Source organism: Klebsiella sp. K5-45, assembly GCF_030128605.1.
In the GTDB taxonomy this organism is placed as follows: domain Bacteria; phylum Pseudomonadota; class Gammaproteobacteria; order Enterobacterales; family Enterobacteriaceae; genus Klebsiella; species Klebsiella quasipneumoniae.
Genome location: NZ_JAKUZW010000001.1, coordinates 629,684 through 654,116 on the forward strand (window position 1 = coordinate 629,684; position 24,433 = coordinate 654,116).

Annotated in this window: 23 protein-coding genes and 5 tRNA genes; 19 read left to right on the forward strand and 9 right to left on the reverse strand. The window is 58.7% G+C overall.

Translation table 11 applies throughout. The annotated features are described in order from the left end of the window. Positions 1–137: 137 nt before the first annotated feature. From MKS11_RS03160 to MKS11_RS03250, 19 genes are all read left to right on the forward strand, one after another. Positions 138–848 carry a metal ABC transporter ATP-binding protein gene (locus tag MKS11_RS03160; protein ID WP_072140381.1) on the forward strand — a complete coding sequence of 237 codons (711 nt, stop codon included), beginning with the start codon at positions 138–140 and terminating at the stop codon, positions 846–848. Next, positions 845–1,708 carry a metal ABC transporter permease gene (locus MKS11_RS03165; protein WP_004205682.1) on the forward strand — a complete coding sequence of 288 codons (864 nt, stop codon included), beginning with the start codon at positions 845–847 and terminating at the stop codon, positions 1,706–1,708. The genes MKS11_RS03160 and MKS11_RS03165 overlap by 4 nt, the downstream gene beginning before the upstream one ends. A 7-nt stretch (positions 1,709–1,715) precedes the next feature. Further along, positions 1,716–2,594 carry a metal ABC transporter substrate-binding protein gene (locus tag MKS11_RS03170; protein WP_004205683.1) on the forward strand — a complete coding sequence of 293 codons (879 nt, stop codon included), beginning with the start codon at positions 1,716–1,718 and terminating at the stop codon, positions 2,592–2,594. A 138-nt stretch (positions 2,595–2,732) separates the two neighbouring features. After that, a complete protein-coding gene (gene pncC, locus MKS11_RS03175) occupies positions 2,733–3,230 on the forward strand; it encodes a nicotinamide-nucleotide amidase (RefSeq protein WP_004205685.1) in 498 nt (165 codons plus the stop codon). Between the two features lie 90 nt (positions 3,231–3,320). Beyond that, complete coding sequence (gene recA / locus MKS11_RS03180) at positions 3,321–4,379, forward strand: recombinase RecA (RefSeq protein ID WP_004205686.1); 1,059 nt, start codon at positions 3,321–3,323, stop codon at positions 4,377–4,379. Positions 4,380–4,449: 70 nt separating this feature from the next. Further along, positions 4,450–4,950, forward strand: a complete 501-nt coding sequence (gene recX / locus MKS11_RS03185; protein ID WP_004205687.1) for a recombination regulator RecX — start codon at positions 4,450–4,452, stop codon at positions 4,948–4,950. A 250-nt stretch (positions 4,951–5,200) separates the two neighbouring features. Beyond that, on the forward strand, positions 5,201–7,828 hold the full coding sequence (alaS, locus tag MKS11_RS03190; protein ID WP_048325458.1) for an alanine--tRNA ligase: 2,628 nt from the start codon (positions 5,201–5,203) through the stop codon (positions 7,826–7,828). Between the two features lie 363 nt (positions 7,829–8,191). Then, positions 8,192–8,377 carry a carbon storage regulator CsrA gene (gene csrA, locus MKS11_RS03195; RefSeq protein ID WP_000906486.1) on the forward strand — a complete coding sequence of 62 codons (186 nt, stop codon included), beginning with the start codon at positions 8,192–8,194 and terminating at the stop codon, positions 8,375–8,377. Between the two features lie 322 nt (positions 8,378–8,699). After that, positions 8,700–8,792 (forward strand) — tRNA-Ser (locus MKS11_RS03200). A 4-nt stretch (positions 8,793–8,796) separates the two neighbouring features. Beyond that, positions 8,797–8,873, forward strand: a tRNA-Arg gene (locus MKS11_RS03205). A gap of 150 nt (positions 8,874–9,023) precedes the next feature. After that, a tRNA-Arg gene (locus MKS11_RS03210) sits at positions 9,024–9,100 on the forward strand. Between the two features lie 61 nt (positions 9,101–9,161). Continuing rightward, positions 9,162–9,238, forward strand: a tRNA-Arg gene (locus MKS11_RS03215). 96 nt (positions 9,239–9,334) lie between these two features. Then, a tRNA-Arg gene (locus tag MKS11_RS03220) sits at positions 9,335–9,411 on the forward strand. A gap of 355 nt (positions 9,412–9,766) precedes the next feature. Then, positions 9,767–10,081 (forward strand): BON domain-containing protein, encoded by a 315-nt coding sequence (locus tag MKS11_RS03225; RefSeq protein ID WP_004205689.1) that lies wholly within the window; start codon positions 9,767–9,769, stop codon positions 10,079–10,081. A 125-nt stretch (positions 10,082–10,206) separates the two neighbouring features. After that, positions 10,207–10,773 carry a fructose-1-phosphate/6-phosphogluconate phosphatase gene (yqaB, locus tag MKS11_RS03230; protein WP_004205690.1) on the forward strand — a complete coding sequence of 189 codons (567 nt, stop codon included), beginning with the start codon at positions 10,207–10,209 and terminating at the stop codon, positions 10,771–10,773. Beyond that, complete coding sequence (locus MKS11_RS03235; RefSeq protein WP_004205691.1) at positions 10,770–11,198, forward strand: YqaA family protein; 429 nt, start codon at positions 10,770–10,772, stop codon at positions 11,196–11,198. Before yqaB ends, MKS11_RS03235 begins: the two co-directional genes overlap by 4 nt. A gap of 66 nt (positions 11,199–11,264) precedes the next feature. Further along, positions 11,265–12,821, forward strand: a complete 1,557-nt coding sequence (gene gshA, locus MKS11_RS03240; protein WP_087770867.1) for a glutamate--cysteine ligase — start codon at positions 11,265–11,267, stop codon at positions 12,819–12,821. 165 nt (positions 12,822–12,986) lie between these two features. Continuing rightward, positions 12,987–13,502: an S-ribosylhomocysteine lyase gene (luxS, locus tag MKS11_RS03245; protein ID WP_004205694.1), complete on the forward strand. Its 516-nt coding sequence runs from the start codon at positions 12,987–12,989 to the stop codon at positions 13,500–13,502. A gap of 52 nt (positions 13,503–13,554) precedes the next feature. Next, entirely contained in the window at positions 13,555–14,322 is a 768-nt protein-coding gene (locus MKS11_RS03250; RefSeq protein ID WP_032456498.1) for a helix-turn-helix transcriptional regulator, read from the forward strand. On the opposite strand, the gene leuA is transcribed toward MKS11_RS03250, so the two are convergent. The 9 genes from leuA to proV all read right to left on the reverse strand — a co-directional run bounded on the left by leuA (position 14,301) and on the right by proV (position 24,188). Next, a complete protein-coding gene (leuA, locus tag MKS11_RS03255; protein ID WP_017901451.1) occupies positions 14,301–15,977 on the reverse strand; it encodes a 2-isopropylmalate synthase in 1,677 nt (558 codons plus the stop codon). The two genes, MKS11_RS03250 and leuA, sit on opposite strands and share 22 nt — an antisense overlap. Before the next feature lie 136 nt (positions 15,978–16,113). After that, positions 16,114–17,661 (reverse strand): multidrug efflux MFS transporter permease subunit EmrB, encoded by a 1,548-nt coding sequence (gene emrB / locus MKS11_RS03260; RefSeq protein ID WP_087770866.1) that lies wholly within the window; start codon positions 17,659–17,661, stop codon positions 16,114–16,116. A gap of 15 nt (positions 17,662–17,676) precedes the next feature. Beyond that, positions 17,677–18,849 carry a multidrug efflux MFS transporter periplasmic adaptor subunit EmrA gene (emrA, locus tag MKS11_RS03265; protein WP_004205697.1) on the reverse strand — a complete coding sequence of 391 codons (1,173 nt, stop codon included), beginning with the start codon at positions 18,847–18,849 and terminating at the stop codon, positions 17,677–17,679. 125 nt (positions 18,850–18,974) lie between these two features. Next, complete coding sequence (mprA, locus tag MKS11_RS03270; RefSeq protein ID WP_002914337.1) at positions 18,975–19,505, reverse strand: transcriptional repressor MprA; 531 nt, start codon at positions 19,503–19,505, stop codon at positions 18,975–18,977. A 90-nt stretch (positions 19,506–19,595) separates the two neighbouring features. Next, positions 19,596–19,931, reverse strand: coding sequence for an L-valine transporter subunit YgaH (gene ygaH / locus MKS11_RS03275; RefSeq protein ID WP_004205699.1), 336 nt, complete (start codon positions 19,929–19,931; stop codon positions 19,596–19,598). Further along, positions 19,921–20,667 carry an AzlC family ABC transporter permease gene (locus MKS11_RS03280; RefSeq protein WP_004205700.1) on the reverse strand — a complete coding sequence of 249 codons (747 nt, stop codon included), beginning with the start codon at positions 20,665–20,667 and terminating at the stop codon, positions 19,921–19,923. Before MKS11_RS03280 ends, ygaH begins: the two co-directional genes overlap by 11 nt. 181 nt (positions 20,668–20,848) lie before the next feature. Then, positions 20,849–21,847: a glycine betaine/L-proline ABC transporter substrate-binding protein ProX gene (gene proX / locus MKS11_RS03285; RefSeq protein WP_023290755.1), complete on the reverse strand. Its 999-nt coding sequence runs from the start codon at positions 21,845–21,847 to the stop codon at positions 20,849–20,851. Between the two features lie 78 nt (positions 21,848–21,925). Further along, complete coding sequence (gene proW, locus MKS11_RS03290) at positions 21,926–22,993, reverse strand: glycine betaine/L-proline ABC transporter permease ProW (protein WP_048295423.1); 1,068 nt, start codon at positions 22,991–22,993, stop codon at positions 21,926–21,928. After that, the gene (proV, locus tag MKS11_RS03295; RefSeq protein WP_002914328.1) at positions 22,986–24,188 is read right to left on the reverse strand and encodes a glycine betaine/L-proline ABC transporter ATP-binding protein ProV; all 1,203 of its coding nucleotides are present in this window, start codon (positions 24,186–24,188) and stop codon (positions 22,986–22,988) included. Before proV ends, proW begins: the two co-directional genes overlap by 8 nt. Positions 24,189–24,433: the final 245 nt, after the last annotated feature.

The following is a 24,433-nucleotide window of genomic DNA, read 5'->3' on the forward strand; positions in this document are numbered from 1 at the left end:
CTGATTTACAATCTAATCCCGCCCCTGTATTGTTATGTTATAACATTTAATAAAAGGGATAAGGATATGTTCGCATCGGTTTTTATGGCATCCGGCGCGGCGCGCCTGGCCATCGCTGGAACGCTGCTGGCGGCGCTATGGCTGGCGACCTGGTGGGCGGTGACGCTGCCATGATTGAACTGGAACAACTGGTAACCGGCTATGGCGGGGCGGCGATCACCCCTCCGCTGAGCGGGATGATATGTCCCGGCAGCCTGACGGCAATCGTTGGTCTCAATGGCTGCGGAAAATCGACCCTGCTGAAAACCCTCGCCGGGTTTCTTCCGCCGGTCAGCGGCCGCCTGCGCTGGCAGGGAAAGCGGCCGGTGATTGGCTGGCTGGCACAGCGCCATGCCCTCGAGTCACAGTTTCCTCTCAACGTGCAGGATGTGGTGAGTCAGGGCGCATGGCCCGGCGTGTCGCTGCTGCGCGGTCTGAGCGGCGATACCCGGCGACGCATCGGCGCGGTGCTGGAGCGGGTCGGGTTGGCGAGCCTGGCGAAAACCCCGATCGAAGCGCTCTCCGGCGGCCAGTTTCAGCGCATGCTGTTTGCCCGGGTGATGGTGCAGCGGGCGCCGCTGGTGATGCTCGACGAGCCCTTCACGGGTATCGATGAAGCAACCAGTCGCGAACTGATGGAGCTGATCCTCGACATGCACCGGCAGGGGCAAACCATCCTGGCGGTGCTGCATGATAACCAGCGGGTAGCCGACTTTTTTCCGGAGACGCTGCTTTTAACCCGCCAGCGCGCCTGCTGGGGTGCCACCCGGGCGGTTCTCCCGGCCTTCAGCCAGGCGAGGTCAGCATGATCTGGCACACCTTCTTTCAACCTTTTATTGAATTCGGCTTTATGCGCCGGGCGCTGGTGGTCTGCCTGGCGTTGTCGCTAAGCACCACCATGCTGGGCGTCTTCCTGTTGCTGCGGCGCATGAGCTTGATGGGCGACGCGCTGTCGCACGCCATTCTCCCCGGCGTGGCGGTGGGCTATCTGCTGAGCGGCATGTCGCTGCTGGCCATGACCGTGGGCGGCTTTGTCGCCGGCATCGCGGTCGCGCTGGTGGCGGGATGGGTGAGCCGGCGGACGCCGTTAAAAGAGGACGCCAGCTTTGCTGGATTTTATCTGGGATCGCTGGCGCTGGGCGTCACTCTGGTGTCGCTGCGCGGCTCCAGCGTCGACCTGCTGCATCTGCTGTTTGGCTCCATTCTGGCGGTGGATCGTGACGCGGCGCTGTTTGTCAGCGGCGTCGCCAGCCTGACGCTGTTGTGCATCGCGCTGTGCTACCGCGGTCTGGTCAGCGAGGCGTTCGACAGTGCCTGGCTGCAGGTGAATAACCGCCGGCTGCCCGCGGTGCTGCATGGGCTTTTTCTGGCGCTGCTGGTGCTTAACCTGGTGGCGGGATTTCAGGTGCTCGGCACGCTGATGGCGGTAGGGGTGATGATGCTTCCGGCGGTTGCCGCGCGCTGCTGGGCGCGAACGCTGCCGGGCATCCTGCTGCTGGCGGCGCTCTCCGGCGCGCTCTGCGCCTGGCTGGGTTTGAGTCTCTCCTGGGCGGCCAGTCTTCCCGCCGGGCCCGCCATCGTGCTGACCGCCAGCGCGCTGTTTTTTATTTCGCTGTTTTTTGGCACGCGCAGCCGACTGCTGGTCGGCTGGCGCAAATTGATGGGGTAAGGAAATGATGAAACGTAGTGCAATAGTGGTCGCGCTGGCCTTCGGCCTGATGGCGCAGGGGGCGATGGCGAAAACGCTGAATGTGGTAAGCAGTTTTTCAGTTCTGGGTGATATGGTGCAGCAGGTTGGCGGGGAGCATGTCCATGTGGATACCCTGGTCGGCCCGGATGGCGATCCGCACACCTTCGAGCCGTCGCCGAAGGATAGCGCGCTGCTCAGCAAGGCCGACGTGGTGGTGGTTAACGGCCTGGGACTGGAAGGCTGGCTGGATCGCCTGATTAAGGCCTCTGGTTTTAAGGGCGAGCTGGTGGTGGCGTCGAAGGGCGTCAAGACCCATACCCTCGATGAAGACGGCAAAACGGTGACCGATCCCCACGCCTGGAACAGCGCAGCGAACGGCGCATTGTATGCGCAGAATATCCTCGATGGTCTGGTGAAAGCCGACCCGGAAGATAAAGCGGCGTTGACCAGCAGCGGCAAGCGCTATATCGACCAGCTGACGGCCCTCGACGGCTGGGCGAAAGGGCAGTTCAGCGCCATTCCGCTGGCCAAGCGCAAGGTCCTGACCAGCCATGACGCTTTCGGCTATTTTGGCCGCGCTTATCACGTAACCTTCCTCGCGCCGCAGGGGCTCTCTTCAGAGAGCGAGGCCAGCGCGGCGCAGGTGGCGGCGCTGATTAAGCAAATCAACGCGGACGGCGTCCATACCTGGTTTATGGAGAACCAGCTTGACCCGCGGCTGGTGAAGCAGATTGCCAGCGCCACCGGCGCGCAGCCCGGCGGAGAACTCTATCCTGAGGCGCTCTCCGCCCCGGGGGGCGTCGCGGATAGCTATGTCAAAATGATGCGTCATAACGTGGCGCTGATCGCCGCCAGCATGAAGTAAGCGTGCGATTTCTCATCCCGGCGCCGCCGGGATGATTCATTTTGGATGTCCCCTCGTAAATTCCACACCTCGTCCCCATATCTCTGTGGAAAGTGCTATCTTTGATGGCCTCTTTATCCGGAGTAAAGCGGGGCGATAATGACCGATTCAGAATTAATGCAGCTAAGCGAGAAGGTCGGCCGGGCGCTGCAGGCGCAGGGCGCGACGGTGACCACGGCGGAATCCTGCACCGGTGGCTGGATAGCGAAAGCCATCACCGATATTGCCGGCAGCTCAGCGTGGTTTGAACGCGGTTTTGTGACTTACAGCAACGAGGCCAAATCGCAAATGATCGGCGTCAGCGAAGCGACGCTGCGGGACAACGGCGCGGTGAGCGAACCGGTGGTGGTGGAGATGGCGATCGGCGCGTTGCGCGCCGCGCGCGCGGACTATGCCATCTCGGTTAGCGGCGTCGCCGGGCCGGATGGCGGCAGCGACGAAAAGCCGGTCGGGACGGTGTGGTTTGGCGTCGCCAGCGTTAGCGGACAAGGGGTGACGCGGCGGGAATGCTTTGCCGGAGACCGCGAAGCGGTACGTCGTCAGGCGACGGCCTACGCGCTCAATCTGCTCTGGCAACAATTTCTACAAAAGACTTGATACTGTATGACTATACAGTATAATTGCCTCAACTGAACAAATATTAACGGCGAAGCGAACACGCTTCACCCTGCATGATTAGGAGTAACAATGGCGATCGACGAAAACAAACAGAAAGCGTTGGCGGCTGCACTGGGCCAGATCGAAAAGCAATTCGGTAAAGGCTCCATCATGCGCCTGGGTGAAGACCGTTCTATGGACGTAGAAACCATCTCCACCGGCTCGCTTTCTCTGGATATCGCGCTGGGCGCCGGCGGTCTGCCAATGGGCCGTATCGTCGAGATCTACGGGCCGGAATCCTCCGGTAAAACCACCCTGACGCTGCAGGTTATCGCCGCAGCGCAGCGCGAAGGTAAAACCTGTGCGTTCATCGATGCGGAACACGCGCTGGATCCGGTCTATGCGCGCAAGCTGGGCGTGGATATCGACAACCTGCTGTGTTCTCAGCCGGATACCGGCGAGCAGGCGCTGGAAATCTGTGACGCGCTGGCGCGCTCCGGCGCGGTTGACGTTATCGTCGTCGACTCCGTCGCGGCGCTGACGCCGAAAGCGGAAATCGAAGGCGAAATCGGCGACTCTCACATGGGCCTCGCGGCGCGTATGATGAGCCAGGCGATGCGTAAACTGGCGGGTAACCTGAAGCAGTCCAACACGCTGCTGATCTTTATCAACCAGATCCGTATGAAAATCGGCGTGATGTTCGGTAACCCGGAAACCACCACCGGCGGTAATGCGCTGAAGTTCTACGCCTCCGTGCGTCTGGATATCCGTCGCATCGGCGCGGTGAAAGAGGGCGACAACGTCGTCGGTAGCGAAACCCGCGTCAAAGTGGTGAAGAACAAGATTGCGGCGCCGTTCAAACAGGCTGAATTCCAGATCCTCTACGGCGAAGGCATCAACTTCTTCGGCGAGCTGGTTGACCTCGGCGTGAAAGAGAAGCTGATTGAGAAAGCGGGCGCCTGGTACAGCTACAACGGCGACAAAATTGGTCAGGGCAAAGCGAACGCTATCACCTGGCTGAAAGAGAACCCGGCGGCGGCGAAAGAGATTGAGAAGAAAGTGCGCGAACTGCTGCTCAACAACCAGGACTCTACGCCGGACTTCGCCGTTGACGGCAACGATGCAGAAGAAACGGAACAAGATTTCTGATATCGTCTAACAGAGTGATAAAGGGCTGCTTATGCGGCCCTTTTGCTTTTCTTAGATTATTGAGGTGCCTGTGACTGAACCTTCATCACGCCGCTCCGGCTACGCCCGCCTGCTGGACCGCGCTATCCGCATTCTGGCGATGCGCGACCACAGCGAACAGGAGCTGCGGCGCAAACTGGCTGCTCCGGTAATGAGCAAAAACGGCCCCGAGGCGCTGGACGTCACCCCTGAAGAGCTGGAGCAGGTGGTTGCCTGGTGTATCGAAAACCGTTATCTCGACGATAATCGTTTTGTCGGCCAGTTCATCGCCAGCCGGAGCCGCAAAGGCTATGGCCCCGCGCGCATTCGTCAGGAGCTCAGCCAGAAAGGCATTGCGCGCCAGGCCGTGGAGCAGGCGATGCGCGAATGCGATATCGACTGGGTGAGCCTTGCCAGGGCGCAGGCGCAGCGTAAATACGGTGAACCGTTACCCTCCGCCTTTGCTGAAAAAGTGAAAATCCAGAGATTCCTGCTGTACCGTGGCTACCTGATGGAAGATATCCAGGAAATCTGGCGAAATTTTGCAGATTGACCCATCCGGGATTTTACTTCGCCGTAAAGAAAACTTATCTTATTCCCACTTTATTCCGTCGGGCCGCTGGTTGTGACAGTGCAGGCAGCGTCCTGGGCGATTATTCCTTTACACAAAATCATTCAAGCTGCATCAGGGCGGCAAGAGAGACTATCTTCCGCAACGCACGTCAGTTCGGTGCCGGAAGAGCAAGCGCAGCCAGGACAGAGGCGACTTGAAGGATGACGTGTAGCTTGATTTCAGGATAATTATGAGCAAGAGCACCGCTGAGATCCGTCAGGCGTTTCTCGACTTTTTCCATAGCAAGGGACATCAGGTAGTTGCCAGCAGCTCCCTGGTGCCGCACAACGATCCGACCCTGCTGTTTACCAACGCAGGGATGAACCAGTTCAAGGATGTCTTCCTTGGTCTCGACAAACGTAATTATTCGCGTGCGACCACCGCGCAGCGTTGCGTGCGTGCGGGTGGTAAACACAACGATCTGGAAAACGTCGGTTACACCGCGCGTCACCACACCTTCTTTGAAATGCTGGGCAACTTTAGCTTCGGCGACTACTTCAAGCAGGATGCCATCAAATACGCGTGGGAGCTGCTGACCGGTGAGAACTGGTTCGCGCTGCCGAAAGAGAAGCTGTGGGTCACCGTTTACGAGACCGATGACGAAGCATACGACATCTGGGCCAATGAAGTAGGCGTCCCGCGCGAGCGAATCATCCGCATCGGCGACAACAAAGGCGCGCCGTTTGCTTCAGACAACTTCTGGCAGATGGGCGACACCGGTCCGTGCGGTCCGTGCACCGAGATTTTCTTCGACCATGGCGATCACATCTGGGGCGGCCCTCCGGGAAGTCCGGAAGAAGACGGCGACCGCTACATTGAGATCTGGAACATCGTCTTCATGCAGTTCAACCGTCAGGCTGACGGTACCATGGAGCCGCTGCCGAAGCCGTCCGTCGACACCGGTATGGGCCTGGAGCGTATTGCCGCGGTGCTGCAGCACGTTAACTCAAACTATGACATCGACCTGTTCCGCGATCTGATCGCCAGCGTGGCGAAAGTCACCGGCGCCACCGATCTGACGAACAAGTCGCTGCGCGTTATTGCCGACCACATTCGCTCCTGCGCCTTCCTGATCGCTGACGGCGTAATCCCGTCGAATGAAAACCGCGGCTATGTGCTGCGCCGCATCATTCGCCGCGCGATCCGTCACGGCAACATGCTGGGCGCGAAGGATACCTTCTTCTGGAAACTGGTTGCCCCGCTGATCGCCGTGATGGGCTCCGCCGGCGAAGAACTGAAGCAGCAGCAGGCTCAGGTTGAGCAGGTGCTGAAAACCGAAGAAGAGCAGTTCGCCCGTACTCTGGAGCGCGGACTGGCGCTGCTGGATGAAGAGCTGTCGAAGCTGAAAGGCGACACCCTGGATGGCGAAACCGCCTTCCGTCTGTACGACACCTACGGCTTCCCGGTCGACCTGACCGCGGACGTCTGCCGCGAGCGCAACATCAAGGTTGACGAAGCCGGCTTTGAGGCCGCCATGGAAGAGCAGCGCCGTCGCGCGCGCGAGTCCAGCGGTTTCGGCGCTGACTATAACGCGATGATCCGCGTTGACGGCGCCTCTGAATTTAAAGGTTACGATCATCTGGAGCTGAACGGCAAAGTGACTGCGCTGTTCATCGATGGCAAAGCGGTGGATAGCGTCAGCGCGGGTCAGGAAGCGGTAGTGATCCTCGACCAGACCCCGTTCTATGCGGAGTCCGGTGGCCAGGTGGGCGATAAAGGCGAACTGAAAGGCGCGGGCTTCTCCTTCGCGGTCAGCGACACGCAGAAGTACGGCCAGGCCATTGGTCATATCGGTAAAGTCGCCAGCGGCTCCCTGAAAGTGGGCGACGCGGTGCAGGCCGATGTGGACGAGGCTCGCCGTCAGCGTATCCGCCTGAACCACTCCGCGACGCACCTGATGCACGCGGCGCTGCGCCAGGTGCTCGGCACCCATGTGGCGCAGAAAGGCTCGCTGGTCAACGATAAAGCGCTGCGCTTTGACTTCTCGCATTTCGAAGCGATGAAGCCGGAAGAGATTCGTGCAGTGGAAGATCTGGTCAACGCGCAGATCCGTCGTAACCTGGCTATCGAAACCAACATTATGGATATCGATGCCGCGCGCGCATCCGGCGCGATGGCGCTGTTCGGCGAGAAATACGATGACCGCGTCCGCGTGCTGCGGATGGGCGACTTCTCCACCGAACTGTGCGGCGGGACTCACGCGGCGCGTACCGGTGATATCGGCCTGTTCCGTATCACGTCTGAGTCCGGTACCGCCGCTGGCGTGCGCCGTATCGAAGCGGTGACCGGTGAGGGCGCGATGGCCATGCTGCACGCGCAGAGCGATCAGCTCAGCGATATCGCACAGCTGCTGAAGGGCGACAGCCACAATCTCGGCGAGAAAGTTCGCGCCGCGCTGGAGCGTACCCGTCAGCTGGAAAAAGAGCTGCAGCAGCTGAAAGAGCAGGCTGCGGCGCAGGAGAGCGCAAACCTCTCCAGCAAAGCGGAAGAGATTAACGGCGTTAAGCTGCTGGTCAGCGAGCTGGCCGGCGTGGAGCCGAAGATGCTGCGCACCATGGTTGACGATCTGAAGAACCAGCTGGGTTCGACGGTTGTGGTGTTGGCTACGGTCGCAGACGGTAAAGTTTCCCTGATTGCCGGTGTGTCTAAGGATGTGACAGATCGCGTCAAGGCTGGGGAGCTGGTTGGTATGGTCGCTCAGCAGGTGGGCGGTAAAGGGGGCGGTCGTCCGGATATGGCGCAGGCCGGTGGTACCGATGCGTCTGCTCTCCCTGCAGCGTTAGCCAGTGTGAAAGGCTGGGTCAGCGCAAAACTGTAATAACTATAAACGCATATACCCTAAATAATTCGAGTTGCAGGAAGGCGGCGACACAGCGAATCCCCAGGAGCTTACTCAAGTAAGTGACTGGGGTGAGCGAGGAAAACCAACACACATGCAACTTGAAGTATGGCGGGTTTAGGTGCCGTAACCTCAGGGAAATGGCACCTTGCGCGAGAAACACCGATAACGATAAAGTCGGGTTGAAATTGTGTATATCGGCTAAACTTAGGTTTAACAGAATGTGATGCCATGACTGCTTATACCGTAAGGTATTTGTCATTGCTTACTTTTTGGCGTTATATGATGGATAATGCCGGGATACGAGAGACCCGACTCTTTTAATCTTTCAAGGAGCAAAGAATGCTGATTCTGACTCGTCGAGTTGGTGAGACCCTCATGATTGGAGATGAGGTCACTGTGACAGTTTTAGGGGTGAAGGGTAACCAGGTTCGTATTGGCGTAAACGCCCCTAAAGAAGTATCTGTACACCGTGAAGAGATCTACCAGCGTATTCAGGCTGAAAAATCCCAGCAGTCCAGTTACTAAGGTTTCCGCGCCTCGCTGTTCAGTGAGGCGCATCACTTATCGCCGCTTTTTCCCTTTTTCTGTTTCTTCCCCCTGCACCATACCGCTTTTCATTACCCTTTGCCGCTTTGGTTGTTTGGCGTTATGCCAGCGCCAGGGCTGATTTCCTGTTGATAAATTGCCCTTTTTGCCGTTTTTGCATGCGAATTGCGTGCGAAGTGTGCAAACGAAAAAAGGTCTCGAAAAAGTGTTTGACTTATAAGTACCAGAAAGTAATATGTGCGCCATCGCAGCGACGAAGAGCAGAAACAAGTTCTTCGAAGCACTCGAAAGAGGCGTGTGTGGTGAGGTGGCCGAGAGGCTGAAGGCGCTCCCCTGCTAAGGGAGTATGCGGTCAAAAGCTGCATCCGGGGTTCGAATCCCCGCCTCACCGCCATTTTGCATCCGTAGCTCAGCTGGATAGAGTACTCGGCTACGAACCGAGCGGTCGGAGGTTCGAATCCTCCCGGATGCACCATCTTCTTTCTGAATTAAGAGAGAAGCGCGCTGTGAAAGCAGCGGCCCGCAGTGCGAGGCATAATCGAGTCACTCTACCGATTAGGCCGTCATACTCAGTGTGGCATGTGTTAGTTGTGACACTGACGCGTAGTAAAGCAAGTTTCCCGATGCATCCGTAGCTCAGCTGGATAGAGTACTCGGCTACGAACCGAGCGGTCGGAGGTTCGAATCCTCCCGGATGCACCATTCTTTAACAAGAATGGCAAATCGCGAAATTTGATATCAGAATTACTGCAGTAATCCCGATGCATCCGTAGCTCAGCTGGATAGAGTACTCGGCTACGAACCGAGCGGTCGGAGGTTCGAATCCTCCCGGATGCACCATATTCTCCTTAGTAACAGCAACATTGTTGTTATCTGGTTTGCGAAACCATCGTAAGTGCCAGGAGAGTAACCCCGCAGTAAAATAGCTTTCCCGATGCATCCGTAGCTCAGCTGGATAGAGTACTCGGCTACGAACCGAGCGGTCGGAGGTTCGAATCCTCCCGGATGCACCATATTCTCCTTAATAACAGCGACGATGTTGTTTTATGGTCTGCGAAATCATCGCCAGCACCAGGGAGGATAACGTTGCGTAAGCAACGGCCCGAAGGGTGAGGCGAAGCCGAATCATCCTCCCGGATGTACCATATTCTCCTCAGTAACAACGACGATGTTGTTACATAGGCTGCGAAATTATCGCAGCACCCGTTCTGAATGCATCATCTTCACTCTTCTCTCACCATCCCGATAACCGCGTTTTCCATCGCCAGTTTCATCCTGACTTTTTTATTGGCAAGCCGCGCTTTCCACTATAATTTATCCTTGTATATCAGCGTTATCAGGCTGAGATAAATGCAAGGAGAGAAATCCATGAAATGGTTCAAAGCAATACCTGCTTTTTGCGCAACGCTGCTGGTGGCGACTGCCCTCGCTGGCTGTGCGGGATCGGCTACAAAGGAGAGTACGGGCGGCTATATTGACGATACCGTGGTGACCACCAAGGTGAAAACGGCGCTCTTTAACGATAAAGACATCAAGTCCTCTGAAATCAGCGTCCAGACCTTTAAAGGCCGCGTCCAACTGAGCGGATTTGTCTCCTCCGCGGAAAGCGCTAAACGGGCGGTGGAAGTCACCCGTCGGGTGCAGGGCGTGCGAATGGTCGAAAACGATCTGCGAATTAAATAAGGCCGCCTATCCGGTCTGATGCCTGAAGGCGCCTGTGGGCGCCTTTGTCGTCTGCGCCGCTGGCCGCGACAACGACCGGCTTTTGCGTTACAGTAACCATTCATTAACCGGTTGGTGAGAAGACGATGTACGAAGGTTACGCAGGACTGATCTTTGATATGGATGGCACTATCCTCGATACCGAGCCGACCCATCGTCAGGCATGGAATGAGGTGCTGGGCCGCTACGGTATGCGTTTCGACGAACAGGCGATGGTTGCCCTCAATGGCTCACCGACCTGGCGGATTGCCCAGGCGATTATTGAACTCAACCAGGCGGATCTCGATCCACATCGCCTGGCGCAGGAAAAAACCCTGGCCGTTAAGGCGATGCTGCTGGACAGCGTACGTCCATTGCCGCTGATCGAGGTGGTCAAGGCGTGGCACGGCCGTCGCCCGATGTCGGTCGGCACCGGTAGCGAAAGCGCCGTCGCCGAAGCGCTGCTGGCGCACCTGGGCCTGCGTCATTACTTCTCCGCGGTGGTGGCGGCCGATCATGTGGTCAACCATAAACCCGCGCCCGATACCTTCCTGCTGTGCGCCGAGCGCATGGGCGTCGCGCCGGAAAAATGCGTGGTCTTCGAAGATGCCGACTTTGGTCTGCAGGCGGCGAAGCGCGCGGGAATGGACGCTGTAGACGTGCGTTTGCTGTGAGCGATGCGCTGTCACTCCTCTCGCTGTTTGCCAGTAGCTTTTTAAGCGCCACGCTACTTCCCGGCAATTCGGAGGTTGTGCTGGTGGCTATGCTACTTGCGGGGGTCAGTCATCCGTGGTGGTTAGTATTAATAGCAACAATCGGCAATAGCCTTGGAGGGGTAACTAACGTTATTCTGGGGCGCCTGTTTCCGCTGCGTAAAACCTCGCGCTGGCAGGAGCGGGCGGCCGGCTGGCTTAAGCGCTACGGCGCGGTTACGCTGTTGCTGAGCTGGGCGCCGGTTGTCGGCGATTTACTGTGTTTGCTGGCGGGATGGATGCGCATTTCCTGGGGACCGGTACTCTTTTTCTTATGCCTTGGAAAGGCGCTGCGCTATATCGTCATTGCAGCAGCGACGCTTCAGGGCATGACGTGGTGGCACTAATTGGACTGACAGTTCATCCATTACAATTATGCTTATTCAAACGATTTCGACAGGCGGGAGGTCAAATTGATCCCGGACGTATCACAGGCGCTGGCCTGGCTGGAAAAACATCCGCAGGCCCTGCAGGGTATTCAACGTGGTCTGGAGCGGGAGACGCTGCGCGTGAACGCAGACGGCACTCTTGCAACGACCGGCCACCCTCCGGCGTTAGGCTCAGCGCTGACGCATAAATGGATTACCACCGATTTTGCCGAAGCTTTACTTGAGTTCATTACGCCAGTAGATGGCGATATTGAGCATATGCTGACCTTTATGCGCGATGTCCATCGCTATACCGCGCGTCAGATCGGTGATGAGCGGATGTGGCCGCTGAGTATGCCATGCTATATCGCCCCCGGTCAGGATATTGAGCTGGCGCAGTACGGCACCTCTAACGTGGGGCGCCTGAAAACGCTATATCGCGAGGGGCTGAAGAACCGCTATGGCGCGCTGATGCAGACTATCTCCGGCGTGCACTATAACTTCTCCCTACCGATGGCCTTCTGGCAGGCTAAATGTGGTGTGGAAGACGCTGAGAGTGGTAAAGAGGCCATTTCGGCGGGCTATTTCCGCTCAATTCGTAACTACTATCGCTTTGGCTGGGTGATCCCCTATCTGTTCGGCGCCTCGCCGGCGATTTGCGCTTCGTTCCTGCAAGGAAAGCCGACGACGCTGCCCTTTGAGGAGACGGGCAACGGCATGTATTACTTGCCGTACGCCACCTCGCTGCGCCTCAGCGACCTTGGTTATACCAATAAGTCGCAAAGCAATCTCGGAATTACGTTTAACGATCTGCACGAGTATGTGGCAGGATTGAAGCGCGCGATTAAAACGCCGTCGGAAGAGTACGCTAAAATCGGGCTGGAAAAATACGGTAAGTATCTGCAGATCAACAGCAATATCCTGCAGATTGAAAACGAACTCTATGCGCCGATCCGCCCGAAACGCGTCACCCGTCGGGGCGAAACCCCGTCCGATGCGCTGTTGCGCGGTGGTATTGAGTATATCGAAGTGCGTTCGCTGGATATCAATCCGTTCTCGCCGATCGGCGTTGACGCCCAGCAGGTGCGTTTCCTCGACCTGTTTATGGTCTGGTGCGCGCTGGCCGACGCGCCGGAGATGAGCAGCGATGAGCTACTGTGCACCCGCACCAACTGGAACCGGGTGATTCTGGAAGGGCGTAAGCCGGGCTTAACGTTGGGCATCGGCTGCGAAAGCGCGCAGTTCCCGCTGGCGCAGGTGGGTAAAGATCTGTTCCGCGATTTACGCCGTGTAGCGCAGACGCTGGACAGCATTCACGGCGGCGAGGCCTATCAACAGGTCTGCGATGAGCTGCTGGCCTGTTTTGACGATCCGGAATTAACCTTCTCAGCCCGCATTCTGCGTTCTATGATTGAAGAAGGGATTGGTGGAACCGGCCGTGCGCTGGCCGATCGTTACCGGACCCAGCTGCGTGAAGAGCCGCTGGAGATCCTGAGCGAAGAAGATTTCATCGCCGAGCGCGACGCGTCGGTGGCGCGACAGAAGAAAATAGAAGCGGAAGACAGCGAGCCGTTTGAGGCGCTGTTGGCGCGGCACGCGTAGCGGTCGAAGCGCTGGAAAAGAAAAAGGCCACATCACTGTGGCCAAACTTTCATCTCTGATTCAGGGATGATGATGATAATAAATGCGCGTCTTTCATATACTGAGACTCGCGGCTGAACAAAGAGTTCATTTTATTTTAAAAAAATTCACTCCCGGAGGTGACGAATGCCGTTGTTAGATAGTTTCACAGTCGACCATACCCGAATGGAAGCCCCAGCGGTGCGTGTCGCGAAGAAAATGAACACGCCGCATGGCGATGAAATCACCGTATTCGATCTGCGCTTCTGCGTGCCGAACCAGGAAGTGATGCCGGAGCGCGGTATCCACACCCTCGAGCACCTGTTCGCCGGCTTTATGCGCGATCACCTGAACGGGAATGGCGTGGAAATTATCGACATTTCGCCGATGGGCTGCCGCACCGGGTTCTATATGAGCCTGATTGGTACGCCGGACGAGCAGCGCGTCGCCGACGCCTGGAAAGCGGCGATGGCCGACGTGCTGAAGGTGAAAGATCAGAACCAGATCCCGGAGCTGAACGTCTACCAGTGCGGGACCTACACCATGCACTCGCTGGAAGAGGCGCAGGAGATCGCTCGTCATATCATCGAGCGCGATGTGCGCATCAACAGCAACGACGAACTGGCGTTGCCGAAAGAAAAACTGCAGGAACTGCACATCTAGTGCTTCCGCCGCGGCCCGACGCCTGTCGCCGGGCCGCTTTCCCGACGCCGCCATGACGACGACCACCACCTTCTCCTTTCAGCACCGCCCGCTGGTGCCCTTTGCCCATGATTATGCTCACGGTGACCAGGAAGACTGGCATCAGCATGACTGCGCCCAGCTGCTGCATATTTTAAGCGGCGTGGTGCGGGTGGCGACGCCGGCAGGCTACTGGGTGGTGCCGCCCGGGCGCGGCGTCTGGCTGCCGGCGGGAACGCCCCACGCGCTGCGCATGACCGGCAACGTCGCGGCGCGAACGCTGTTTATCGATCCGCTGGCGCGCGCCGATCTTCCGGCGGGGTGCCAGATCGTACAGATCACGCCCTTGCTGCGGGAACTGATTGTCTCCTCCCTGGCGCTGGCCGAGCGTTATGCCCCCGCCAGCCGCGACGAACGGATTTATGAGCTGATCCTCGATGAGATCCGCGGGATGGCGATCCTGCCGTTTGGCCTGCCGGAGCCGCAAAGCGAAACGCTGCGCCGGCTGTGCCAGCAGGTGCGCGAGGCGCCGGGCGACGTCTGGAGCAGCAGCCAGGCGGCGAAGGCGTGCAGCATGAGCGAGCGAACCCTAAACCGCCATTTTCAGCAGCAGACTAGCCTGACGTGGCGCGAGTGGGTGCGCCGGGCGAAGCTAATGGAAGCGCTGATTCGCCTGGCGCAGGGCCACTCCGTGCTGCGGGTGGCGCTGGAGCTGGGCTACGGCAGCCACAGCGCCTTCAGCGCCATGTTTCGTCGGGTGATGGGCGTCGCCCCCAGCGACTATTTTCGTCCCCCGGCCTGATCGGCGGCGCTGAGCGCATTGCACAGCGCCTGCAGCGAGGCGCGCGCCACGTCATTATCGATACCCACGCCCCAGTAGCTTTCTCCTTGCGGAAAAACGCAGCGGATATAGGCCACCGACCGGCTGTCGCTGCGCGCGCCGAGGGTATGCTCATGATAGTCCTTGATCATAAACGGTTGCCGAAACAGCGCGCTGAGGCCGCTGGCTGCGGCGGAGAGCAGGCCGTTGCCCTGGCCCTGCAGGCGTCGGGTTTCGCCGTGGTGACGCAGCGTTGCCTGCAGGGAAAGCTGGCCATCCTGCTGGCTGGCGCTCTGATAATCGACCAGCGTCAGCGCAGACTGCGTCTGCAGCCCGTAGCGCGTGCGGAACAGCTGCCACAGCGCATGGTGGGTCATCTCTTTGCCGTCGCTATCGGTGACCTGCTGAACGTGCTGGCTGAAGTCCTGCTGTAGCCCGCGGGGCAGCTTCAGGCCATGATTTTGTTCGATAAGCCAGGCGCTGCCGCTTTTCCCCGACTGGCTGTTGACGCGGATCACCGCCTCATAGCTGCAGCCAATATCCTGCGGGTCAATCGGCAGATAGGGCATCCGCCACGGGTCGCCAGGCTGACGGGCATCAAATCCTTTTTTGATCGCATCCTGATGAGAGCCGGAGAAGGCGGTGTAAGCCAGACTTCCCGCCCACGGGTGGCGCGGGTGAACGGGGATCTGATTGCAGTTTTCCACCACTTCCACCACCCGGTTCATCTGCTCGAAGCGAAGCTCAGGGTCGATGCCCTGGCTGTAGAGATTCATCGCCAGCGTCACCAGACAGACATTGCCGGTGCGTTCGCCGTTGCCAAACAGGCAGCCTTCCACCCGGTCGGCACCGGCCATCACCGCCAGCTCGGCGCTGGCGACGCCGGTGCCGCGGTCATTGTGCGGATGCACGCTGATGCAGACTTCGCCGCGGCGGGAGAAGTGGCGGCAAAAATATTCGATCTGATCGGCATAGACATTCGGGGTGTTGACTTCCACCGTCGCCGGCAGATTGACGATCATCGGTCGCTCGGCGCAGGGCTGCCAGACATCCGCCACCGCTTCGCAAATCTCAAGCGCAAACTCGGGCTCGGTGAAGCAGAAGGTTTCAGGCGAATATTCATATTGCCAGCGGGTCTCTGGCTGCTGTTCGCACTGCTGACGGATAAGCCGGGTGGCGCGGGTCGCGAGGGCGATCACCTCGGCCTTGTCCATGCCGAAAACCAGCTCGCGGAACAGCGGCGCGGTGGCATTGTAGAGGTGGACGGTGGCCCGGCGGGCGCCGCGCAGCGCCTCAAAGGTGCGCAGGATCAGCGGGTCTCGCGCCTGGGTCAGCACCTGGATAGTGACATCCTCCGGGATGCGCTGTTCGTCAATCAGCTGGCGGACAAAGTTGAAGTCGGTTTGTGAAGCGGAAGGGAAGGCGACCTCAATCTCTTTAAAGCCGCACTCCAGCAGCAGATCCCAGAACTGCAGTTTGCGGGCGCTGTCCATGGGCTCGGCCAGCGCCTGGTTGCCGTCGCGCAGGTCAGTCGACAGCCAGCGTGGGGCGTGGCTGATTTGCCGGTCAGGCCAGCGGCGGTCGGGAAGAGCGATCGGCGGATAGGGTCGGTACTTTTCAGCAGGATGGCTCAGCATAGTGTTCTCCTTAATGGTCAGCCTTTATCCTGCCCGAGCGCCGGCGGGCGGGCTTTCGCAAACGAGACAGAAACTAGCGAGAACTGGACAACCTGAAGGCGTAAAAAAGGGACCCGCAGGTCCCTTAATGTGAGGCTTAGTGCGCGCCGCCGCCGCCGCCGCCGCCGCCGCCGGCGCTGAACGGGGGTCTGGCGAACCACACCAGTCCCAACAGCAGGATGAAAATGGCCGCTGAGATCCAGAAGATTTCGTTGGCGGAGATAATCAGCCCCTGGTTGGTTATCTGCTGTGCTATCCAGCCGGACGCCTGTTGCTGCGTCATTCCCATCCCCTGCAGCTGATCGTAGATCTGCTGCGCGTTGGGGTTGAACGGCGTCACCGATTCGGTGAGCTGCGCATGGTGCAGCGCCTCGCGGTTGGTCCACAGGGTGGTGGTGATCGAGGTACCGATGGAGCCAGCAAGGGTACGGGTGAAGTTCGACAAGCTCGACGCCGCCGCCAGCCGCTCCGGCGGCAGGCCGGAAAGGGTGATGGTGGTCAACGGCATGAAGAAGCAGGCCACCGCGAAGCCCTGGATAAACTGCGGCCACGCCGAGGCGCCAAAGTCCATCCCCGGTTCGAAGGTCCAGGCGCGCCAGTAGAAGCAGACGGCGTACATGATAAAGCTGAAGGTGACCAGCCGCCGCATATCGAGCTTATGCGCAAAGCGGCCGATAATCGGCGACAGAATGACCGGGATCACCCCCACCGGCGCTGACGCCAGGCCGGCCCAGGTCGCAGTGTAGCCGTAGACCTCCTGCAACAGCTGCGGCAGCAGCACGATGGCCCCGAAGTAGAGCATGTAGGCCAGGCTGATGCAGAGGCAGCCGATGGTGAAGTTGCGCGACTTAAACAGCGACAGATCGACAATCGGGTTATCGTCGGTCAGCTCCCAGACGATCAGGAAGCTTATCGCCACCACCGCCACGATGGTCAGAATGATAATTTCATTGGAGGAGAACCAGTCCAGCTCTTTGCCCCGGTCCAGCATCACCTGCAGACTACCGATACCGATGATCAGCAGCGCCAGGCCGACGCCGTCGATACGCCGCTGTTCGGTTTTGGTTTCCCGGTTGCGCAGGGTCTGCAGGGTCATCAGCACCACCGCCACGCCAATGGGCACGTTGATAAAGAAGATCCATCCCCAGTGGTAGTTATCGCTGATATAGCCGCCGAGGATCGGGCCGCAGATGGGAGCGACGATCACCGTCATCGACCACAGCGCCAGGGCGATAGAGCGTTTCGCCGGCGGATAGTTGCTGAGCAATAGACTTTGCGACAGCGGGATCAGCGGCCCGGCAACAATCCCCTGAATGACGCGGAAGAAGATCAGCATCGTCAGGCTGTTGGAGACGCCGCAGGCCCAGGAGGCGATGGCGAAAGCGGTGGTGGACCACAGGAACAGCTTCACCTCGCCCACGCGCTTGGCCAGCCATCCGGTGATCGGAATGGAGATGGCGTTAGCGACCCCGAACGAAGTGATGACCCAGGTCCCCTGGCTCAGCGATGAGCCAAGGTTACCGGCGATGGTCGGGATCGCCACGTTGGCGATAGTGGAATCCAGCACCTGCATGAACGTCGCGAGCGACAGCGCAATGGTCATGATGACCAGCTGCGCGCCTTCCAGCGGTTTTTGCTGTTGCATTACACTCACCCCGAATTATCCGGCGTTGGCCTGAATGATCTCGTCTATCAGCTTATTGACCGGATCGAGAGCGATTTCGCGGGCGTTGCTCTCGTAGACCGGGGAGCTCCGCACCTGGCTTGCCAGCATTTCGCCATCGCGATCGGTGGTGTTAACTTCTACCAACGTCGAGAGGCCGATGCGCAGCGGGTGTTCCGCCAGCTGTTTTTCATCCAGTTCGATGCGGACCGGCAGACGCTGTACCACTTTGATCCAGTTACCGGTGGCGTTCTGCGCCGGCAGCAGGGAGAAGGCGCTCCCGGTCCCCATATCCAGACCAACCACCTTGCCGGTGTATTTCACGTCATCGCCATAGATGTCGCTGATCACCGTGGCCGGCTGGCCGATGCGCATATGCGCCAGCTGGGTCTCTTTAAAGTTAGCGTCGATCCACAGGTTAGTTGCCGGAACCACCGCCATCAGCGGCGTGGTGGTGCCGATCTGCGCGCCAGGCTGTACCGAGCGACGGGAAACGTAGCCGCTAATCGGGCTGACGATCTGCGTACGCTGCAGGGCCAGCCAGGCGTTACGCACTTCGGTCGCCGCCTGCAGCACCGCCGGCTGCTGTTCGAGTTTGGTACCCAGCACGATCGCCTGGTTGGCGTTGTACTGCTGGATGGCCACGTCAAGCTCGGCCTGCGCGCTGGCGACGGTGTCGCGGGCGTGCTGCAGCTCTTCGCGGCCGATGAGGTTCGCCGCGCCCAGCGGGATACGGCGGTTCAGGTCAGCCTGCGCCTGGGCGAGGGCGGTCTTTTTGACGTCAATATTCGCCTGCAGCTGCTTGCTGTTGATCATCTGCTGACGGGTTTGACGCACGCTGGCGGCCAGCTGCGTCTTGGCTTTCTCAAACGCCTGTTGGGCATCGGTCTGATCGAGGGTGACCAGCGGATCGCCTTTCTGCACGTAGTCCGTGTTGTCAGCCCAGACTTTGGTCACGCTGCCCGAGACCTGGGCCATAATTTGTACCTGGTTCCCTGCCACGTAGGCATCGTCGGTCTCTTCGTAGTGACGCAGTACCAGAAACCAGTAAATCCCATATGCCACGGCAATAATAATGAAGAGCAATGTCAGCAACAGAAGGGCGCCTTTACGCTTCCCTTTTTTGCTGCCTGGTTGCTGCGGGGTTTGGCTCTCCGCATTTGCGCTCATGTTATTCTCCACGATCTTATTATTTCACATCGGCTGAGCCGACCTGTTTATCAGAAAGGCCAGCAGAGATCTGCTGGCCTGGCTGTTTTCCTTGCAACGTAAAAATGGGCTGAGCGACGCCGCCCTTAGCGTAGAGAGTCCGCCAGCACGCCTTCTTCTTCCATCTGGTCAAGGCGGCTCAGGAGTTTGCGGGTAATATGTTCGAGCTGATCTTTTTCGCTGGTGCTGAGTGAAGACCACAGCTGATGCAGGCAGTTATGCTGCGGCGGCAGGACTTCACGCAAAAACTGATGGCCCTTTTCGGTCAGCTGCAGATGCAGACAGCGACGATCGTTATCGCTCTCGCGGCGTTCAATCCAGCCGCGTTTTTCCAGTTCATCAGCGATACGGGTGGCGTTGGTACGCGACGAGCCCAGCGCACAGCTCAGCTCGGACGGCTGAATGCTGTGGTTTTCCTGCGACTCCAGCGTAATCAGCGCCATAAATAATGTCTCGTTAATTCCCTGCGCTTTGAGCATTTTATTGCGATTTTCCAGCAGCTTACCTTGCATATGCATGCAAAGACGAGTTAACAGAATCTCCTGGAACGGGAAATCTTCATGGCGGCTGGCGCGGAACTTGAGCATTTGCTCAATGGGAGTAAACGAACTATCCATTTGGGTATGACCTCATTAATTACAGCCGATATAATAACTATTGTGACAAATAAATCAAATGAATTATTGACCAAAATTGATACGTAAAGCTTAGAGCCCGCTGGCGATTTTCCAGGCCAGACCGTAGGCCAACGCCGACAGGAGGGTCGGGATAATAATGCTGCGGGTTTTCCAGAAGGCGCCCCCCAGCACCAGGAAGCCGATCAGCGTCGGCGCCAGACGATGGGCATCGGCGAGGATCTCCGGCACGCTGGAGACCACCAGCAGCGCGCAAATCGAGGCGATGCCGATGGTATCCAGCAGCACGCTGACCGGGCCACGGCGGGCAGGCCGGGCATGGCCCGCGCGCAGACGCAGGGGAAGATAGCGAAACAGATAGTTCACGCCGCCGACAATCACCCCGAGCAGAAGGACCTCACTGTTCATCCGGCATCCCCTTCAGCATGGCCTGGACCAGCGCCGTCAGACACCCGCAAACAATCCCGGCAAGGATCGCCGCCGGAATGGAAAATAACAGAATGCCACCCAGGGCGCCCGCCAGCGCCGCGGTGACGCACAGGGATTGCTGGCGCTGGAAAGAGGCCAGCAGGAAGCTCATAAACAGCGCCGGCAGCATAAAGCCGAGCGCGGCTTCCACCGCCGGATAATCCACCAGCAGGCCGTTGCCGGACCAGGCGCCGGCCAGCGTGCCGCACACCCACGATGCCCACGAGGTGAACGCGAGACCGAGCATCCAGTTTTCGCTCCAGCGGCGGTTGTCGCGAACCAGCCTGGCGGTGGCGGCGGCGAAAACCTCATCGGTCAGGCCGAAGGCCCAGAGGGCGGTTTTCTTTTTGTTCAGCGCGGTATGAATGCGGCTGCGCAGCGAGGGTCCATACAGCACGTGGCGTACGTCCATCGCCATCACCGTCAGGGCGGCGACCCACAGCGAACTGCCGGCGGCCAGCATGGCGGTGATCACAAACTGGCTGGCGCCGGCGTAAATGATGCAGGAGAAAAACAGGCTTTCCAGCGGGGTGAAACCCAGCCGGGTGGCATTGAGTCCGAAGGCGAATGCCACCGGAAGGTAGCTGATGACGATGGGGAGACTGTCTTTAATGCCTTCGCCGACGGTGGCGACACGTTCAGATAAGGCACAGGTTAAGGGCGCGGGGTTTTCCATATGAATAACTTATCGCTGGATCCATGTGAAGGTGGCAAATTGACCGATGTCCCCACCTTAACAGAGCGCGACGCGCCTTAACACTATGAAAATGCCCGCAATCCGCTTTTCCCTGACCCAGACGGGATGAAAGGCGGGGAAGGGGGCCCGGATAAGGCGTCGGGCCTTATCCGGGAGCGGGTTACTGCTGCGCGGCGAGGGCGGCTTTCACCCAGCTGTCGAACAGCGGCTGGTGGGCCTTGATCCAGCCATCAACATGACCGTTAATGTCGGCTTCAGAAGCATGGCCTTCGTGCATCATCGCATTCTCGGCATTGATGTCGGCGATCGGCAGCTTCATGACGCTAAACAGAGTGGCGGCGGCCGGGTTTTTCTCCGCCCAGGCTTTGTTGGCGACAATGTGCATGGTGTTGACCGGGAATCCATAGTTGGCGCCATTGGCTAGTTTGGTATCGATGTTTTTCTGCTCGCCCGGCAGGGAGGAGAACGGCACCTGCAGCCAGACGACATCTTTGCCAGGCTTCAGCACGTCGCTAACCCAGTACGGCGTCCAGGTGTAGTAGAGCACCGGTTTACCCTCTTTATAACGGGCGATGGTGTCGGCCATCATCGCCGCGTAGTTGCCCTGGTTATGGGTGACGGTTTTGCTCAGGCCATAGGCGTCAATCTGGTGGTTAATCACCGCTTCGCAGCCCCAGCCAGGGGTGCAGCCGGTGAGGTCCGCTTTGCCGTCGTTGTTGGTATCAAACAGTTTGGCGATCTGCGGATCTTTGAGCTGATCGATGGAGGTGATGTGGTACTGCTCGGCGGTTTTTTTGTCGATCAGATAGCCCTGGGCGGCGCCTGAGACGTATACCCCCTTGCGGTAAAATTTGTTATCACCGCCCGCCGCGGCGTACATGTCATCGTGCAGCGGCTGCCAGTTGGTGGCGATGAAGGTGGTATCCCCAGCGGCAATCGAGGTATAGGCAACGTTATAGTCCACTTCGCTCGGTTTCTCGACGGTGTAGCCAAGCTTCTCCAGCGCGCGGCTGACCAGCAGGGTCTGGAAGCTCTCTTCGGAGATGGTGCTCTGGGCCGGCTTGACGGTAATGCCTTTGCCCGGCAGGTCGGCGGCGAAGGCGCTGGTGGCGATCAGGGTGGCAAAGGCGGCGGTGGCCATCATCGTGCTATGTCGCATGGTGGTTCCTCTTATTGTTTAACGGGAAGGGCGGCCCCCCGGCATCGGCTGGTGCCGGGGAGCGGCGCTGTTATCGACTTATCGACAGAAAGGGCGAGTGAGAAGCCCCAGCGGGCCGGTGGTGTACCAGCGGCGGTTGCCGCGACTGCGGGCGTCGCGGCCGACGGCCTGGGTAAGGCGGTCAAGAATAATCGCCAGGATCACGATCCCCACGCCGCCGACGGTGGCCAGGCCCATATCCAGGCGACCAATGCCGCGCAGCACCATCTGGCCAAGACCGCCGACGGCGATCATCGAGGCGATCACCACCATCGACAGGGCCAGCATCAGCGTCTGGTTAACCCCGGCCATAATGGTGGGCATCGCCAGCGGCAGCTGAACTTTAAACAGCAGCTGGCGCGGGCTGGCGCCAAATGAGCGCGACGCTTCGATCAGATCCGCAGGCACCTGGTTTATCCCGAGGATGGTCAGACGGACGATGGGCGGCAGGGCGAAGATAATCGTCACCACCACGCCGGGCACGTTGCCGATGCCGAACAGCATTACGATCGGCACCAGGTAGACGAAGGCCGGCGTGGTCTGCATGGCATCCAGCAGTGGGCGGATAATTTTCGCCGCCCGCGGACTGCGCGCCAGCCAGATCCCCAGCGGCAGGCCGATGATCATGCAGAACAGCAGGGCGGTGAGGACCAGCGCCAGGGTGACCATCGCCTGCGACCACGCGCCGATGGCGCCAATGGCAATCAGCGATACCAGGGTGGCGACCCCCATGCCGAGGCTGGAGATCTGCCAGGCGATCAGCGCGAAGACGATAATCGCCACTGGCGCCGGCATTCCCAACAGCAGCTGCTGAAAGGCGCTGAGAATGTAGTCGATCGGCACGCGGATCCCCTGGAACAGCGGGCGGAAGTGCAGCACGATCCAGTCGATGGCGTGGGTCACCCAGCTGTCGAGCGGGATCAGGGTCTTATGGAACGGATCCATGATATTGAACTGTTCCGGCTGCGGCGCCGGGGCGCTGTGCAGCCAGTCGGCGCCGCCGCCATTGGTCGGCGCGGCAGTAGAAGCGCCACCCCAGGCGTCTGCAGCCTGGGCGGCGCTGTCGGTTGTCGGGGCGCTGTCCCACGGATTGGTTTGATCAGCCATGATTCACCCCCTCGCGATCTAAAGCCTGGAGCAACATTCGTTTGGAAATGATGCCAATATATTGTTGTTCTTCATCCACCACCGGGACGGCGCACGGGGCGTGGCCGACGTGGGAGAGCAGATCGCTGAGCGGCGTTTGCGCCTCCACCGCCAGCGGGGCGTCAATCAGCGCCGCCTCGATCCCCTGGCCGGCGCTGAGCGCGGTTTTCAGAGAATCGATCGACACAATCCCGACAAAGCGATTACCACGCTCGATGACATAGCCATATTCCCGGTCTTCATCCTGTAATAATTTCAGCGCTGAGCGGGGGCCAAAACCTGGCGTTTTACGAATCAGGCCGACCGGACTACGACGGGCAATATCTTTGGCGCTGAAGACCTGGCTAATATCGACGCCGCGGAAGAAGGTGCGGACATAATCATTGGCCGGATTATTCAATATTTCATCCGGAGTGCCGACCTGAACCACTTCGCCATTTTGCATAATGGCGATACGATCGCCAATTCGCATGGCTTCATCAAGGTCATGGGAAATAAAGACAATGGTACGCTGATGCTTAGCCTGTAATTTGATCAGCTCATCCTGCATTTCGGTGCGAATGAGCGGATCGAGCGCGGAGAAGGCTTCATCCATTAACAGAATATCGGGATTAATCGCCAGGGCGCGGGCTAAACCGACGCGCTGACGCATCCCGCCAGAGAGTTCATCCGGCCAGGCGTGGGCATAATTCTCCAGCCCCACCTGCCGCAGCGCTTCCCGCGCTTTTTGCTCTCGCTCAGCGGCCGGGACGCCGGCAAGCGCCATGCCAAACGCCGTGTTGTCGAGCACGCTCATGTGCGGCATCAGTGCAAAGGATTGAAAAACCATCGCAATTTTTTTACGACGCACCTCGCGCAGCTCGGCGTCCGACATTTTCGCGATATCGACCCCGTCAATCAGCACCTGGCCGCGGGTGGGTTCAATCAGGCGATTGAGAAGGCGAACCATGGTGGATTTCCCCGAACCGGAGAGCCCCATGATGACGAATATCTCGCCTTCTTCAATGGCCAGACTGGCGTCTTTGACGCCAAGCGACAGCCCCGTTTTTTCCAGTATTTGCGCTTTGTTGAGTCCTTTCTCAATATATTTGAAAGCACGGTGAGGGTGCTCGCCAAATATCTTATAAAGATTTTTAATTTCTAATTTAATTGCCATGCAATAGAGAAGTTCCTGTTATTTGTTTATTGCGATACGGTACCCAATGGTGATTATGATCTTTTTACACCCTAACATACTCAGATTCTGTGACAACCCTTAATGACAAACTCTCGGCAAAATGGAGTGAGGGACATGGCGGCGCAGCCCCCGTGATATAAGGGCTGAGCGGTAATTTGTTGTGGGTAATATTTTTTGATTATCTCTGGATAATTCGACTGAAATAGACCAGTTTTCTGCTAAAT

What these genes read in the sequence shown, in the direction of transcription:
- MKS11_RS03170 (WP_004205683.1), top strand. Translation starts at nt 1,716, where the DNA reads ATGAAACGTAGTGCAATAGTGGTCGCGCTGGCCTTCGGCCTGATGGCG.
- alaS (WP_048325458.1), top strand. Translation starts at nt 5,201, where the DNA reads ATGAGCAAGAGCACCGCTGAGATCCGTCAGGCGTTTCTCGACTTTTTC.
- mprA (WP_002914337.1), bottom strand. Translation starts at nt 19,505, where the DNA reads ATGGATAGTTCGTTTACTCCCATTGAGCAAATGCTCAAGTTCCGCGCC.
- luxS (WP_004205694.1), top strand. Translation starts at nt 12,987, where the DNA reads ATGCCGTTGTTAGATAGTTTCACAGTCGACCATACCCGAATGGAAGCC.
- emrB (WP_087770866.1), bottom strand. Translation starts at nt 17,661, where the DNA reads ATGCAACAGCAAAAACCGCTGGAAGGCGCGCAGCTGGTCATCATGACC.
- emrA (WP_004205697.1), bottom strand. Translation starts at nt 18,849, where the DNA reads ATGAGCGCAAATGCGGAGAGCCAAACCCCGCAGCAACCAGGCAGCAAA.
- MKS11_RS03225 (WP_004205689.1), top strand. Translation starts at nt 9,767, where the DNA reads ATGAAATGGTTCAAAGCAATACCTGCTTTTTGCGCAACGCTGCTGGTG.
- leuA (WP_017901451.1), bottom strand. Translation starts at nt 15,977, where the DNA reads ATGCTGAGCCATCCTGCTGAAAAGTACCGACCCTATCCGCCGATCGCT.
- proV (WP_002914328.1), bottom strand. Translation starts at nt 24,188, where the DNA reads ATGGCAATTAAATTAGAAATTAAAAATCTTTATAAGATATTTGGCGAG.
- proW (WP_048295423.1), bottom strand. Translation starts at nt 22,993, where the DNA reads ATGGCTGATCAAACCAATCCGTGGGACAGCGCCCCGACAACCGACAGC.
- ygaH (WP_004205699.1), bottom strand. Translation starts at nt 19,931, where the DNA reads ATGAACAGTGAGGTCCTTCTGCTCGGGGTGATTGTCGGCGGCGTGAAC.
- proX (WP_023290755.1), bottom strand. Translation starts at nt 21,847, where the DNA reads ATGCGACATAGCACGATGATGGCCACCGCCGCCTTTGCCACCCTGATC.
- MKS11_RS03165 (WP_004205682.1), top strand. Translation starts at nt 845, where the DNA reads ATGATCTGGCACACCTTCTTTCAACCTTTTATTGAATTCGGCTTTATG.
- MKS11_RS03160 (WP_072140381.1), top strand. Translation starts at nt 138, where the DNA reads ATGGCTGGCGACCTGGTGGGCGGTGACGCTGCCATGATTGAACTGGAA.
- MKS11_RS03280 (WP_004205700.1), bottom strand. Translation starts at nt 20,667, where the DNA reads ATGGAAAACCCCGCGCCCTTAACCTGTGCCTTATCTGAACGTGTCGCC.
- yqaB (WP_004205690.1), top strand. Translation starts at nt 10,207, where the DNA reads ATGTACGAAGGTTACGCAGGACTGATCTTTGATATGGATGGCACTATC.
- MKS11_RS03250 (WP_032456498.1), top strand. Translation starts at nt 13,555, where the DNA reads ATGACGACGACCACCACCTTCTCCTTTCAGCACCGCCCGCTGGTGCCC.
- csrA (WP_000906486.1), top strand. Translation starts at nt 8,192, where the DNA reads ATGCTGATTCTGACTCGTCGAGTTGGTGAGACCCTCATGATTGGAGAT.
- pncC (WP_004205685.1), top strand. Translation starts at nt 2,733, where the DNA reads ATGACCGATTCAGAATTAATGCAGCTAAGCGAGAAGGTCGGCCGGGCG.
- recA (WP_004205686.1), top strand. Translation starts at nt 3,321, where the DNA reads ATGGCGATCGACGAAAACAAACAGAAAGCGTTGGCGGCTGCACTGGGC.